Here is a 16,531-nt window from a genome sequence, read left to right as displayed (position 1 = left end):
CCATTCCCTTATTCAAGCAAATAGCCGAATTTCGTAGGTTGGAGGGGAACTACAGGCTCTTATTCAAACTTTATCGACCAAATATCTGTCAAAATGTCGAAATAGCGGAATCTGGTTCCCTCTCCTTCACGCAAGGGGCTGTTTCTGGCAAAATAGCGCCCTGTAGTTCCCCTACACAAACATAGAAATGATATGTCAAAAAATATTATCACTCGATTTTCCATAATCGTATTGACATTAGAACTGATAATGAATATCATTTGCAATATCCGAAAAATGATTCTCAGTAATAAAATGGCATTTTACAAGCATACCGGAGGGATAATCTTTGCGAAAAATTGTTTTAACCATTCATTTGTTTCTCAGCTTAATTCTTGGTCTCTTTGTTGTAGTTACATGTACAAGTGGCAGTCTTTTAATGATCGAATCTGACGTAGAACGACTGGTTCATCCTATCGGTCAACAACCAACACCTGGTGATGTAGGCGTTAAAGTCATTCAGCAGCAGGCAGATGCGATGAATCCTGATTTGAAATCGGATCGTATCGAATGGCCTGCTCAAGATGGTTTCTACCACATCCATCTAATTAAGGAAGGAGGAAAGGATGCCGGTTTAGTCTATGCGGACCCTGGCACGGGTAAGGTCTTTGGAAAGGTACAGAAAGAGCGTCGTGAACCTTTTGCGACCATTTATAACCTGCACCGCTACTTTCTATTAACAGATGTAATCGGCAAACAGCAAGCCGCTTACTTCGTCGGATTTCTAGGCATTGGATTGCTGCTCATCCTTGTGACCGGTATTTATTTGTGGTGGCCGGGCATTCGAAAATGGGCGCTTGGTTTTCGATTCATTCGTAATCGCGGTAAACTAGCCTATAATATGAGCCTACATAAAATGGTTGGAATCATTTCTATCCCTGTGTTATTGATCATCACTCTAACTGGTGTTGTTAATGCCTATGAGAAATCAATTCCAGTATGGTTTGGCTTTACTGCAAAGGAAACGATACCTGCTTCAGCTTTACAGTCCAAAAGCAAAGATCAACCGATGCTTAGCATTGAGAATGTCGTAAATCTGGTTGAGAAGTCTTATCCCGAAAGTAAGTTAACGAAAATTCAGCTTCCACTCAAACCCGGACAATCCATTCAAGTTGGTTTGAAAGAAGGGTTTGGTGCATCAAGCAGCAACAACAGCACGGTTTATATGGATGCTTCAACGGGAGATATTTTGTATAAAACAAATCCCAATCTCGCCATTAACCTTTACAACACATGGAGAAAAGGACTTCATTTTGCCACTTGGGGCGGGGAAACTACTAAGCTGATCTACTTTGTGTTTGGAATGATGCCTCTTATATTAATGTTTACGGGCATTATGATGTGGCAGTTAAAAGCACGTGCCCGCAGAAAAAATACGAAGAAAAAAGCTAATGAAGCTATTGCCGCATAACCGAACAAATAGACATAGAAAAAAGCACCGCGACACGATTTAGCGCGGTGCTTTATTTTTTTTGGACGAACTTGCCACGCACTTACTGAGGGAACTACACTCCCTTATTTAAGCAAAAAGCCGAATTTCGTGGGTTGGAGGGGAACTACAGGCTCTTATTCAACCTCCATCTCGTCCAATTATGTGTCAAATGGCAAAATAGTGGACCCTGGTTCCCACTCCCTCACGCAAAGGGATCTTTTGGGTAAAATAGCGACCTGTTGTCCCCCTCCAAACATAAAAATCTTATATGTCAAAAGAGGTCAACCGGTTTTCACTGGTTGACCTCTCCCACCTATTTTTACTGCTGAAGAATCCTATTAGCAACAGCTGCAAGGTCAAGAACGTCGACTTTGCTATCACCGTTGATATCGGCAACCTTGTATTGATCCCAATCCGCATCCGCAGATGTCTTACCGTATGCTACGGCCACGAGTGCCAAGTCACCGATGCTGACTACACTGTCTCCGTTTACATCGCCTGGCGTACGTTGAACCACCGAGGCTTTGAACGCATTCAATGCCGCATTCAAGTCGATTACCGTTTGATCTACGTTTGCCTGCGTGGCTGCCACGTTAGTAATCACCGCTTTTGCATTGTCAATAGCGGTTTGCAGTGCCGCCTTCGAGCCAGGAACATATTGTCCTACTGCTGTTCCTTCCACTGCCGCATCGTGCTGTCCTTGGGCATTAGCAATCAATGCGCTAAGCGCGGTCGTGTCCACGACAACAATCAAGTTCGTGAATGTTTGCAATGCCGCGGTCAAGTTGTTTACCGCCTGCGTAATATCAGCTTGCGTAGCTGCTGTATTCGCAAGTACCGCCTTGGCACTGTCAATGGCGCTTTGAAGCGTTGCTTTCGAGCCAACAGGGTATTGTCCTGCCCCCATTCCTTCCACTGCCGCATCGTGCTGTCCTTGGGCATTAGCAATCAATGCGCTAAGCGCCGTCGTGTCTAGCGCCGTGATTTGCACGCTATGTGACGTGCCGTTCACTTGTGTTTCAACAGCCGTATCGTCCGCAATAACCACCTTGGTTACCGCTACCGTTGTGGCCGTCGATTCCGTTGATTTGGCACGGAACGTCAAGGTCAACCAATTTCCATTCGTCTGATGGTCTGCCCCAACACTTGCAGTAATCAGACGTACTTGACCTGATGTGGCTACTTTATCGACAATAATAAAATGATCATTCAACGAATCCGCTGAAACAAAATCCAGTTTCTGCGGGTCGTAGGTAAACGTAATATCTTGTGCAAACGTATTTTGCGAAACTCCTGTCAGGCCGTAAGTCAGCGTAAACGATTGTCCGGAGTTTGCTGTGCCGCTGCCTGTTAACGTCGCTCCCGCCAATACCTGCAGTCCTGTTACAGCCGTCTGCAGTGCTGCTGTTGCTGCGTCAACCTGCTCTTGTGTGGCATTCGCATTATTGTTCACACTGCCAGCCGCCGTCAACACGTCTTGCAGTGAAGCCCACGATGCCGTTGTGTAACTATTGCTATTCAATGTTTGTACGGTGGCAATTGCTGCATTTAGCGCCGTTTTATTGACTGTCAACAATTTATATACATTGAAATTGTCGAGCCATGAGCTCCACGCCATTGTAGCGCCGGAATTTCGTGTTGCGTAAAGTTCAAGCCCACCGAAATTATTATTGAAGGTGACGCCTGTTGCATACGGAACGGTAACCGTCACAGTTTGCGCTGCATCGGCTGCATTGGTCAGTGTGAAACTTACTTGTTTCGTTACCATATCAAGAACAGCATCTACATGGTACGTCGCATTTGCTGTATTAAACCCGCTATTCGCGACCTGTGTTGCATTGGATGTAGAAAGTGCAGCGCCGGAAGTAATGACAGTAGGATTTGTTGTATACACAAGCCGGCTTGTCGCGCCTGCCGCAACCCCAATTGCAACATACGTGTTATGGGAACTGTCTTGAATTCGAAGTTGTCCCGTACCCCCACTTGGAGAGCCTACATTCCAATCAAACATAAGCTCCACTTTGTTGTTTGCAATCGGTGTGGCAAATGTTTTGTAAGCACTTCGAGCACCGGTTCCACCACCGGTGAAATTGAGCACTTGGCCCGTCACGCTTGAAGCAGGACCAACCGCTGCGGAAATCGCACCTGCTGTGCTGCCCTTTGTAACATTCCAACTGGAACCTGATGTTTGATTTTCAAAACTTTCACTTATCGTCGGAACATAAACGGCCGTCGTAACTGTGTATCCACCATCTTGTGTGGTGGAGTTGATCCGGGCCTTACCTTCTTTAAGCCCTGTTACCACGCCCATTGCGTCAACCGTTGCAACAGTCGGATTATCGGATGTCCAAGTTACACGTGTATCTGTCGCATCAAAGGGTTGAATGTTTGCAACCAACTGTGTTTTTGGTGCATAAGCAGTCGGATTCGATGCTGAAAAATAATCCGAAGCAAAATGGTACATAGTCGTATTGACACTTACACCCGTTACAGCTGTTTTATCTGCTTGTACGGTAATGTCAGCTGATTTTGAGTATCCGCCGTCCGCTGTTTTTGCAGTGATCACTGCATTTCCAAGCGCAACGCCAGTTACGTTTCCATTTTGGTCTACAGTTGCAACAGTTGGATCTGATGAACTCCATTTAACTGCTTTGTTATAAGCATCTGAAGGCGTAATGACCGCAACCAACGGCATTGTGGTACCTGGAACGAGATGCAAAATCGACTTATCAAGCGTAACTCCAGAAACAGCTGTTGAGGAAATCGCTGCGTTTCCTAGCTGCAGCAACGCACTCGTTTTATCCGTTTTTGTATCGGTATAGGTCGCGTTTGCAGACAACTGCACCTGATACCCCGGGTAGTAACTTGGAGGTGTTACGTTCCACAGCAGCTTTTGCGATTGACCCGGTTGAAGGCTTCCGCTTGCGCTCGCACTCGTTAACGAAACTGTCCAATCTAATGGAGCATTCAGATTCACACTGCTCACTTGAATAGGCCCAGTTCCATTGTTTGTAAGAACGCCTGTGATCGTTTGTGTTTGTCCGCCAGCAATGGTTGTAGAAGGAGAAGACAATGACAACACTGCGTTGTCAGCAACCGTTGGGGTTTTGCCGGAAAATAGAGTACCGTAGTCCGGACTATCGTTCACTTGTACAGGAACGCCGCCTGCATAATTCCCAAGTCCTTGAAGACTTACTTGGCCAAGCCCCGTTGATGCTCCGTCGAGCGCCCAAACCGCAATCGCTACATCATTGTTGCCATTTGGATTCAATACCCCAGGCGGCAAGGAAAAGAGATGCTGAGGTCCTAAGTTGTTAATATATTGACCGACAAGCCATCCATTGACGTAGATGTATGACCGATAGTTCTTGGATGCGGAATCGCTAATATTTAATCCAAGTGGAACATCACTCATCATTGGGAAGTTCAAATTGAAAGATGTCCGATACCACGCAACACCTTCTGGAAGTCCACGCTGTGACCAATTATCCGGAAGACTTACGTCGCTCCAAGACTGATTTGGGAAACCTGGCAGCGCCCATCCGTTGTTTTCTCCAAATAGTCCGCCTACATTCATCACGCCGCGAGTTGGATCTCCAAGAACTTGTCCGCCTTCATTGCCATGAATCTTCCAAGCAATCGATGTGGATGCGCCTTGGAAAGACGCTTGGACAAGGCCACGAGGATTTTTCTGAGAATCGTTGGACCCTCCATCTTCGTCATGTCCCATATTTTGCACCATGACCGATACCACATTGTCACCGTCTTTATTCAAAACATTGGATGGAAATGAGAATACTTTGGTACCGCTTAAGGAAGAACCGAGATACGAACCATTCAGCCACACAGCATATGCACCGTTGTCTCCGCCTTCCCCATCGAGTGTAATTCCCGTTTCATTTCCGCTTGCGGTAAAGTGACCGCGATACCAGATCATACCGTGATGGAATCCATAATCATCCGCATATAAAACCGTTGGAGTCGAAGGTTTTGTCGGATTATTAGTTGTTGTGTGATCCGCATTGATCCATGCGGAATCATTAAAGCTAGGGTTTGCTTCATGTGTTTCATAGGAAAACTTCCAATTGGTTAGCTGCGGAATCGTAACTGGCGCTGGATCAGCAAGGGAAAATGTATAGGATCCAGATTGTGTTACTGCTGTTTCCATTGCAACGCCATTCCATGTGATTTGGTTTGTTGGTGCACCGAATACTTCAATCGGCGTCGCTTGATCATTGTCACCTTGAAGTGCTAGGTTTCCGTTTGCATCGGTCGATGCTGAGCGCAACAAATAGGGTCCTTCTACCAGTACAGACCCATTCCCTGTATCCCCTCGCCAGAACGTTCGCGCTGTTATTTCGGTCGTCAGAAGAAGCAGCAGCTCTTTGCCACCTTCTTGGATGAGAACCTTCGAAACACTCCCATCATGTGTATAATTAAGACGCAAATCGCCGCTTACTGGATCATAGGTCGATGTTACGTTCCCAGATAAAGCAGTGACTGTTGGTTGTGCAGCGTATCGCAAAACCGTTTCACCGTCTGACCCTTGCCCGCCGTAGAAGAGAGCGGTATCCCGGTTTCCTTGTGTCGCATACGTATATAAGTTCGATGTCGAATATACCAAATGCTGCGAGCCTAGCGCATAGTTGGCAACTAGAAATTTAGACTCTTGTCCGTTTACTTGAATGAAAGTACCAGCTTTCTTCGGGATCGTATAGGAACCATCCGCACTTGTCATGTTGAGGGTTGTTGTATCGTTGCTTGTCGATGCTGCATTGCTATGCCGCAACACGTAAAACTGGGTTCCCGTATCCGGATTTTTCAATCCATTCACCGTTAGATTCGCATTGCTTGGAGCTGTTACGCTTAAAGGATTGGTCTTCGTCAGTGGTGTCAGCGTTTGATACATCGTGGCAAGAAGTTTCTCCTCGTTGTATTTTGCTCCAAGTTGACGACTTTCGCTGATCGCCGCTGAGTAATCATAGGAGGAATACACACCCGGAAATGGTAGATATCCCCAATTCGTTCCTCCGTATGTCATATAAATGCTCATCATGGTAGCGCCTTGTGACACCACGTGGTTGTAAATGATGTTTTCATAATTGGCGTTATGCGATGACGCTACTGATGAATACCCTGGTCCCCCCCAAGGATCAAACCAACCACCACCGAGTTCAGCGACAAATACAGGACTATTGGGAGCAAAGTTATGCGAATCTCCATAATAGGTTGGAAGACCACCTAGGCTGGGATAACTATCATACGCGTATATATCGACAGCGCCCGTTCCGCTTGCCCATTTTCCTTGAGGACCGCTCTTGTCGTTGTGGTACAAAGGAACATTGATTCCGTCCGCACGAGCTTTGTCCTCAATTTGCTGCATGTAGGTCGCATCTGAACCCGTATACTCGTTCTCTACATTATACAGAACGACGCTTCCACCGTTTGTAATCTGGTGTCTGGCAATAATCGCATTAATTTGACTCAGCCACTCTCGATAGGCCGCCGTATAATCGGCTGCAGACGTGCGTGCTTTACCTGACTGTGTCATGAGCCATCCGGGGAATCCCCCGCCATCGGTTTCGGCGTTGATGTATGGACCCGGCCTTGCGATGACATAAATCCCAGCTTGTTGTGCCAAGGTAAGCAGTTTGTCCACATCACGAATACCTGTGAAATCATACTGTCCAGGTGAAGGAGAATGGTAGTTCCAGTTGAAATAAATGCTAACCGCATTAAATCCCGCTGACTTCATTTTCTGTAACACATCGAGCCATTCGGATTGGCTTGGAAGACGCCAATAATCAAACTCACCGGCATAGATGAACGTTCGCTTGCCGTCGATCATAAGCGAGTAATGATCGAAGGACACGGTGTGCGATCCGGTTAACCCTTGTGAGGCAGGCAGAGTAAATGTCCCTTGATTCTGTTGAGGCGCAGCTGGTTGTGTATCGGCATACGACACAGCTGGTGCCGATACCAACGAAACCGAAAGGCCAATGCTCATAAGGGGAATACTTGCTTTTTTAAAACGTTTTATTAACTCACTCACATTTTTTCCTACCTCTCTAGTTGGGCTCATCGACAAACGGATATTTGTGATTGAAGGATTAGAGGAAGGCATAAATGCCCTCCCCCAACCATTTCTTCTTTGTATAGACAATTACTGTTGCGAAATAATGTTCTGTGCTACGCTCGCAAGATCGGTAATATCAATCACGCCATCGTTATTGGTATCCGCGCTCGCCAGCCAGTTCGGACTGCTCTTCGTTTCTCCATAGTGACTAGCCACAATAGCCAAGTCGCCGATGCTGATTTTGCCGTCACCGCTCAGATCCCCAGGAATCGCAACATTGATCGATGCAAGGAAGGATTGCAGCGCTGCATTCAAATCATTCACCGCTTGCCCCACTTGATTTGGTGTCGCTGCCGAGTTGTTGGCCACGGTTTGCGCAGCAGTGATCGCTGCTTGAAGAACCGCTTTCGATCCAACCGGATATTGTCCCGGGTTGCTTCCTTCGACAGCCGCATCGTATTTCGCTTGTGCGGTTGCGATCAGCGTATTTAACGCTGTTTTATCCACGGTCGTAATTTGTACGCTGCTGGATGCGCCTTGTATTTGCGTTTCAACTCCATGGCTATCAGAAACAGCTACTTCCGACAAGGAGACGGTACTGGTCGCCGCTACTACCGCTGGATTCACCTGGAAGCTCAGCTTCAAGATCGCTGCACTGTTGTCGCTCATAATGGCATTAGCGGCTCCTTGACTCGCCGAAATGATTCGAACGTGCCCAGGCGTTCCTGCCTGGATTACAAAAATACCATCTTTCAACGGCGCTACCGTACCTAACTGCAATTGAGTTGGATCATAATTGACAGTCAATTCTTCCGCATATACGCCTCCATTTACGATAGAACCCAGATTGCTTAATCCATAGGTTAGATCAAACGATTGGCCTGGATATACGGCGCCTGTTTCAGTTAACGTTGCCGCAGGTGCTGCTGCGACCGTTTTGGCCGGTACAACGACTGGCAGGCTGCCAGTAAGCGCTTTTGCACCATCCAATGTCCGGGTCACTTCCAGGACGAGATTCACCGTCGTATCTGCACTTTGCGGGATAATCGTTCCATCGGTTTGAATGACCGACGTATTATCTGAGCTCTTTATCGTCACCGTATAGCCGTCAGGTACAGTCGGGAGCGTCAGATTTGTCGCATCTTTTGCCGGTGCTGCTATGCTCGTAATGCCAGAAGCGATATCTGCAGCAGTCGGCTGAGCAACATTAATCATATAGATAGCCTGCGTCGTTCCGTCTGCAGCCGTTACAATGAGCTTATCTCCGCTCACTAGCGCTCCGGAAGTCTTGGCTGTGCCACCTGCATCCGTAACGATATAGGTTTGCCTCGAGGCATCGCTCGATGTCACTTGATCTGTGATTTGTTGAACCGTTGTTCCATTTATCACTGTCGCTGTATGTGCAGTAGAATCGACAGATGTCACATTCGGATGGTTCGCAGCAAGCTGAATATTCGTGTTAGCCGGGGCAGGAGTTACCGTTACACTCGCCTTGGCTTTGATGGTCGTACCATTCACTGTGCCTTGAACCTCGAAGTTTCCTTGCTGTGCATAGGAGGAGGCATCTATACTATCCCAAGTGACAGTAGTCTGTGCCGTTGATCCATCCTCATACACGGCTTGAACGACTGTCGGTAATACAGGTGCTACCCCTGCTTGTGTTGTAACACTAACCGGTTGGATACTCGTGATCGCAAGGTCTTTAGGCTTGTTGCCGTAGACTTCAAGCTCGGTGATCGTCATACCGCCGGCAGTGGCCGAGTACGGAGTTGCGTTCTCCATGCCGATTCGAATCTTTGTCGTGGTGACCATGTTAAAAGTTACTGCGCTTTCTTGATTAGATGCAGTTGCCCATACAACGTTCTGGTTGCCTGCAGAAACCCAATGTAAACCATCCCAATACTGAACATCTAGCGATTTCGGCAGATTGGTTGTTGGTGCAGAACCACCCGTGGTGAAGTACAGCTTGATAGAACTAAAGGTATTGAATTGAGGCCAGTTTACCTGCACAAACTCATAAGGACGTGTATTGTTGACAGCCGGCAAGTTTGCCGTTGCAGCAATACTGTATTTGTTGGTCCATCCTCCGCTAGTCTTATTTCCATCCAACATTAAATTCGGATAGGAGGTTCCGTTTGTGAACGTTGCTGTAGCTACGGGTCCCGTTGCCGAAACAGTATCTTGGGCCCCTGTTCCTGCTGCACTAGCAGCAAGATTAACGTTTGGCGTAAAGGAATTCGAAACATTGATTGTGGCAATTGCTTTATGAGCTAGATCTGCAATTTGGCCTTCAACCGTTAGGGCACCGCTAGACTGAACCTGACTTAATGTAAGACTAGGCCAAACGACCGGCATGCTTACACTGAGACCATTCGTAAAGTCGACTTTTACATGTGCCGGCAAGACCGGAATGTCACCTGCTGCCACAGATAGGTTAACGGAAGCATTAGCAAAATCGTATACGCTCACGTTAGCAACTGCTTGGAGACCGTCTACTTGCGCAGTAGCCTGGAAAGTTCCTACTACGTTTGTGGATGGGACATTCGTCCAATTTACAGAGGACTGAGAAGTCGTGCCATCCGCATGAACAACGGTAACGCTTGACGGCAGGTTAACGATACTGTCTTTCATAACGCTAACGTTTACCGGCACAATGCCCGCGTTGCCTGTCGCGTTCGCTGCTTGAGCAAATACTGTAGCCTGTGCTGGCAAAGAGCCATCAAAAGAGGCATTGACCGTAATTGGACCCGTTTGGCCTTTGTTGGATTGAACAATCACCAGAACCTTGCCATTGTATGCACTGCGTTCGGAGTGCGTATTGCGCTCAACATTCCCCCACTTGTAGAGCTCGCTGCTCTCCTGCTTGCCGTTGTCCACCCCGACGATAGCACCGCCAGTTACGTCAAACTTAACCAGGTTGCCGGCATCCGGGACTATATTTCCATCCTTGTCGATAATATCAGCTTCAATGTAGGAAAGACTTCTGCCGTCTGCTGTAATTACCTTTTTGTCAGGAGTCATACTTACCATGTACGCTTGGCCAGCCGTTTTAACTACATCCGTCGCTGTAACCACGTTACTGGTCGTATCTGCATAAGTCTTAACCTCCAAGGTACCGGGCGTAAACGGTACTTTCCATGTTAAGTGCAGCTTACCGCTGCTTCCGTTAGGGCTGAGGTAACCGCCAGTGTTTGTGTTGCTTGTGTTGAGTTTGTCATCTTGAGTAGCTTCAGATGTTTCATAGTATTGCTTCCCGTAATTCGTTGTCTTTACGTCGAAACTCTTGCGGCCGAGAGAAACACCGTTTAAGAAAAGCTCTGCGCTTTGCTGATTCGTGTTTACCCAAACATCGACCGTCTCTCCCTGACGCCAATTGGTCCAGTTCATCGGAAGGATATGCGCCATAGGCTGCGGGTTCCATTGGCTCTTAAAGAGATAGAAGGAATCCTTAGGAAAGCCTGCGGTATCGATAGCACCGAAAGAAGAAACACCTACCGGATAAATGCTATAAGGAGTAGGTTCACCAATGTAATCAAAGCCGGACCAGATAAATTGTCCGATAAATGCCTTGCGGTCACGGTCTTTTTTAAGACCATACTCGTTACCCATCGTCCAAGATGCGAAGTTATTGTCGTAAGACGATGTCCCGCGAGAACCTGGCGTCTGGTTGACACCGGTATTCACCAAGCTCGGATCCTGATAGACCCCGCGAGCACTCGTTTGAGAGGAGGATTCGGACTCAAAGAAGGACGTGTTCGGGAATCGAGTCATTAGAACGTCGACGGATTGAGCTGTGTTGTAGTTAAGGCCATAACCGTTTAGCGTATTGTTAATGAGCCCCCAAGGACTTGAGGTGGTTGACGGCGGTGTCCGCTCTTGGTCGCCCCCCATAACAATGGGTCTAGTCGGATCCAATGCCTGTACATCACGCATCAAGCGGATGGACTCGCTATACTCATTGAATGCGCTTACGCCATACATCGTTTGAGTGTTCATCCACGCAGGCTTAGTGCCAACTCCGCGGATCTCGTTGCCTATGGACCACATAATAATGGCTGGTGAGTTCTTGTCGCGGTTAACCATTTCTTGGATGACCCAATCACTCCACATGTATTGAGCGCCTGGAGTCGAAGGAACCGGAGCAAGAGTTGACCCTTTCCATTCCTCAGGGACAGTTGTCAAGAACCAGTTTCCGAAGTCATATGTCGCCTTGGCAGCCCCCCATCCATCAAAGGCTTCTTCCATGACAACGATACCGAGGCGTTCACAGGCAGCGATGACCTCTCTGCTTGGAGGATTGTGGGATGTGCGGTAAGCATTAACACCCATATCCTTCAAGATTTTGAATTTACGCATGGCGGCATCCAGGCTGCTTGCAGCTCCAAGCGATCCGTCATCATGATGCAGATCAACACCTTGAAGTTTGGTATAAACGCCATTGAGATAAAAACCTCCGGAATTAGCAATCGTATTGGCATTCGTGGTATCCACGTGCGCCATCTTAATCCAGCGGAAACCGTAAGAGGTATCCAGTGTATCTACAACACTTGGACCCGTCCCTCCATTAATCTCGGTGATCAGTTCAGTACGAATTGTGTAGAGGTACGGATCGTTCGTAGACCACAGGTGAACGTTAGGTACCATAATGCCATCGTTCAAAGTGAGCTTTGTTGAGGGATTATAATCAACTGGATCACTCGTACTAGTCGCTACGACATTACCGTTAGCATCGATGACGGAGGTCCGAATCTTAGCAACACCGTTGGAAGCTTCAGAATAGATATCGGCACTCACAATCAAATCTGCGCTGTGAGCTGCATTGTAGAGAGCTTCCAGATGATCAGTTGAATACGTAATGCCATTTCGTAGAAAGCGTGTCTTGTCAGTCACAACCAGGTGAACCGGTCTTGTAATACCTGATCCTGTATACCAGCGTCCTGATGGGGACATGTTCTGTACCTTAACAACGATAACGTTCGGGTTATCATTCCCATATGTGAGATATGGCGTAATATCATAAGAGAATCCTGTATAACCGCTTGGATACTCACCAATCATATTACCGTTAACGTACACAATCGAGTCAGCGTAGACACCATCAAAGTCAATGGAAACTTTCTTGTCGCTCATCGTATCTGGCAAAACAAAGCTTTTCCGGTACCATCCCAAACCGCCCTGCAGGTAGCCTTGAGAGTTGCTTCCCGTGGAAACCTTCTGTCCTTCAATACTCCAGTCGTGAGGGACATTAACGGTTCTCCATGAACTAGCGTCGAAAGCGGGATTAATAATCTCCGCCGTACTAGGTGCACCCACAGGGTCTTGCAATCCGTTTTTTACCCCACCCGTATTGACGGTTGGAGTACGTGTTGCAAGATAGAATTGCCAGTCATCGTTAAAGTCGATATTACGGGTTCCGTCATTTGCTATGGTAGTCGCATTGGCAGAAGCAATCATTGGAGCACCGTATGCGACAAGGTTTAACGACAATGGACTCAGCATGACTACTGCCATTAACATCCCTATAATTTTCCATGAAAATTTCATTCTCCCTAATCCTCCCTGTACACAATTTGCATCTTTTTCGAATCTTGAAACGCTTCAATTTGTGGGTAAGCGCTTACAATAACGATTGGGCAATAGGATCGTTCTTTGGATTACATTCATCATTTTGAGTCAAACATTCCTCCGTTTCATCTGTTCGAAATAGACCGCTCGTTGGATTATCTCTACATTGCGCCTTTATCATGCCTTCCGTATCTATCGATATCGCCGCAACCCCAAAATATTCTCTTCATTTTTTAAAAAATTCTCTCGCCTCCTTCTTATCAAAGAAGATACGAATCGTATCTCCCTTTGCATGCTACATTACTTATTATCCTTGATATTCATCTTTGTGTACATTTGAAATCCTCATTTTTTGTATGAATATTCTAATATAATTGATTGCAGAATCCTCATGATCTTCAAATAAGAGGATTCTGCCCCATCACACCTACCCTTCTTCACGGTATTGTCCCGGCGTCATGCCTAGCATTCCTTAAGCCATTTCTTAGCCATATCAATTCGATAATCCGGTCCAGAGGGATAGACAATTCCTGCCCGAATTTAAGGAGATCAACCAGCAGCCGCATCAATGACAGCTGATAGTCCCGATGCTACGTATTGGGCTGAAACAGCTTTCCGATAAAATGCTTCAAAGCCAACTAGTCTCATCTTAATGGAGGGTTCTGTTTGCCGTCGATAGTCCCCGCTTGTTCAGATCGTCTGTTGAAGGCTGTTCTTGTGGCGATATATCGCAAATAGTCATTAGTTGCGCTCATTGTCACTGATTGTTTTTTGTAGATACATGGCAAAAAAAAGCCGGTACCCGCATAGGATACCGACTCTTAACTCTCCAATTAACATTTTCGTAGTAAAAATGCAGCTTAGCTTTTCTTCAAGTCCTCTTTCTCAGCACGGCGCGCAAACCAAGTGGCCATCAGGGAACCGGAAATGTTATGCCACACACTAAAGATTGCACTCGGAACGGCTGCGATCGGGCTGAAATGAGCAGAAGCCAAAGCAGCTCCAAGACCGGAGTTCTGCATCCCTGTTTCAAACATAATCGCTTTGCGTTTGCTATAATTCATCCGGAACAGCTTAGCGAACCCGTAACCCAACAAATAGCCAAGACCATTGTGCAAAATGACGACTGCAAAAATAAGCAACCCGCTTTCAATAATTTTGGCTTTGCTGCCGCCTACTACAATAGCCACAATGATGACAATTGCCAGTGTGGATACGAGCGGAAGCGCCTGAACGCTGGCTTCGGCTTGTTTTTTAAACAGACTCTTTACGATAACACCAAGAATAATAGGGAGAATAACAACCATTAGAATGTCCTTAATGAGCGCTCCGCCATCAATCGGCATCCAGCGTCCCGCAAGCAGGCTGATTAAAGCTGGTGTTGCCAGCGGCGCGATCAGCGTAGAAACCGAAGCGATGGAAACACCAAGCGCAACGTCACCTTTTGCAAGCAACGCCATCACATTGGAGGAAGTGCCGCTCGGACAGCAGCCGACGAGAATGACGCCAACCGCTATTTCGGGCGGGAGCTTCAACACAATCGCCAGCACATAGGCTAGCAGCGGCATAATAATATAATGGCCGACAACGCCAATCAACACTTCTAGCGGACGACGAAATACTTCGCGGAAATCGGCAGAGGACAGCGTAAGTCCCATCCCGAACATGACGATGCCAAGAAAAATGGAAATGTAACCTTTTAACGGCTTAAAGACCTCAGGCCAAAAAAATCCCAGACAAGCAAATACAATGACCCACAGAGAAAATGTTCCTCCTACAAACTTGCTTACTTTTGCAACTGCATTCATTTCTGCTAAACCTCACTTATGATGTAATATCTAGAATTAAACTATTGTACTCCAAAGTTATTGAAAAATCTACCCGGCTTGCCCAAAATCAGCTTCGGCGTAATCCAATTCCATCTACTTCCCTGATGCGATAGCCGTGATAATTTGGATAATCTGATAGATCATATACAAAGCAAAACCGAGTACCGATAGCATTGCATAAATTCTTCGGGGATTCTGATACCACTTTGGAAATTGTTCTAATCGTTTAGGAGCTTGGAAGCCTTGAACAATATCCCCATGTTGGATTACATCGTTAAAGGAAGCTCTCTCGTCTAGCGTATCCGACTGAGTTTGTTTTACATTTGAATCAAGTGTCTCGACATTAAATGGATTGTTGGTAGGATTTTTCATACTAGGCCTCCATGTTTTTATTTTGATTGTCATGGTCTCCAACTAACCACTTTGCTGCGTCTAGGAGGTCCTTGACAACAAAGTCAGGTGATGCTTCCTCGTTTATGACATTCACAGCCTTCCTCTGGCTCATGGGGGCATATATAAGCCGAATCGAACCCCTAGACTTAAAAAGGTAAATTTTGTTTTAATTGTATTGTACCATAGACCAAATTTTTCCTATCGCCTATATTGGAGTTAAAATAGTAAACCCATTTCATGGAGGGATATGTGTATGTCTTTTAGCTACTATGGAGAACTATGTACAGAAGTCTATGACCTCACTAAAAAAATCGGTCAATCTCTTGGCGGTGATTTAGAATATTACCGTGACAGACTTAAACATTGTAAGGGTCCTATTCTTGAAGCAATGGTCGGGTCTGGGCGTGTAATCATTCCGCTTCTCGAATCAGGTCTTCTTGTAGATGGAGTTGATTACTCTCCTGAAATGCTGGCTTCTTGCCGTCAACGTTGTGAAGATCGAAAGTTAGTCCCCCATTTATATGACTCAAATCTCCAAGAACTTTCGTTACCCAATAAATATGAGGCTATTATTATTCCAGGTGGTTCTTTTTTGTTGATTGAAAAAAGAGAGGAGTCACTTAACGCTTTAAGGCGACTTTATCAACACCTTCAGCCAGGTGGACGTCTTATTCTTGATATTTTCCTGCCTGACACGAACTTTGAGTGTGGGCAGTTTGGTGGAACGTCAACATTCAACTTACCGAATGGAGACATCATCACAATGGAAGGCAAGCTTGTAGAAGCAGATTTCTTCAATTAATACAAAGTTTCGTATATCATATATGAAAAATGGCGTAACGGCGCACTGATCCAGACCGAATTGCAGCGTTTTGCTTTACGTTGGTATGGAATCGAGGAATTTAAACTCGTTTTAGAAAGCATCGGCTTTTCGGATGTGATCGTATCGGCTGATTTTGAGTATGGCAAAGCACCGACTAATAGGACGCAGGAATTTGTTTTTGAAGCGATACGAAAGTAAGTAAACCAAAGAGTGCCATTAATCCCCATAAATATAAGGGAAACAAAAAAGTAAAAAAAAGACCCCACTTTTTATAGTGAAGTCATACTGCTTGGCAACGTTCTACTCTCCCAGAACCCTGCGGTTCAAGTACCATCGACGCTGGAGGGCTTAACGGTCGTGTTCGAGATGGGAAC

The 16,531-nt window shown here is 46.3% G+C and carries 5 protein-coding genes, 1 rRNA gene and 1 pseudogene; 2 read left to right on the top strand and 5 right to left on the bottom strand.

What is annotated here, in order from left to right; genetic code table 11:
* The first annotated feature begins 328 nt into the window (after nucleotides 1-328).
* Entirely contained in the window at nucleotides 329-1,450 is a 1,122-nt protein-coding gene (locus J2Z65_RS28875; RefSeq protein WP_167055366.1) for a PepSY-associated TM helix domain-containing protein, read from the top strand.
* A 340-nt stretch (nucleotides 1,451-1,790) separates the two neighbouring features.
* On the opposite strand, the gene J2Z65_RS28870 is transcribed toward J2Z65_RS28875, so the two are convergent.
* From J2Z65_RS28870 to J2Z65_RS28855, 4 genes are all read right to left on the bottom strand, one after another.
* A complete protein-coding gene (locus J2Z65_RS28870) occupies nucleotides 1,791-7,523 on the bottom strand; it encodes a beta-galactosidase (protein ID WP_205300924.1) in 5,733 nt (1,910 codons plus the stop codon).
* 111 nt (nucleotides 7,524-7,634) lie between these two features.
* Complete coding sequence (locus J2Z65_RS28865; protein WP_167055360.1) at nucleotides 7,635-13,091, bottom strand: Ig-like domain-containing protein; 5,457 nt, start codon at nucleotides 13,089-13,091, stop codon at nucleotides 7,635-7,637.
* An 881-nt stretch (nucleotides 13,092-13,972) separates the two neighbouring features.
* Nucleotides 13,973-14,920, bottom strand: coding sequence for a bile acid:sodium symporter family protein (locus J2Z65_RS28860; protein WP_167055357.1), 948 nt, complete (start codon nucleotides 14,918-14,920; stop codon nucleotides 13,973-13,975).
* A 114-nt stretch (nucleotides 14,921-15,034) separates the two neighbouring features.
* Nucleotides 15,035-15,313, bottom strand: a complete 279-nt coding sequence (locus J2Z65_RS28855; RefSeq protein ID WP_167055354.1) for a hypothetical protein — start codon at nucleotides 15,311-15,313, stop codon at nucleotides 15,035-15,037.
* A 274-nt stretch (nucleotides 15,314-15,587) separates the two neighbouring features.
* Here J2Z65_RS28855 and J2Z65_RS28850 point away from each other — a divergent pair.
* Nucleotides 15,588-16,355, top strand: a pseudogene (locus J2Z65_RS28850) (class I SAM-dependent methyltransferase).
* 89 nt (nucleotides 16,356-16,444) lie between these two features.
* Here the strand turns inward: J2Z65_RS28850 and rrf are convergent.
* A 5S ribosomal RNA gene (rrf, locus tag J2Z65_RS28845) occupies nucleotides 16,445-16,531 on the bottom strand; the annotation flags it as partial.

The sequence above is a fragment of the Paenibacillus aceris genome (assembly GCF_017874035.1).
Taxonomy (GTDB): Bacteria; Bacillota; Bacilli; order Paenibacillales; family NBRC-103111; genus Paenibacillus_E; species Paenibacillus_E aceris.
Note: the sequence above shows the minus strand (reverse complement) of the source record. Positions and strands in the feature narration are given on the sequence as shown.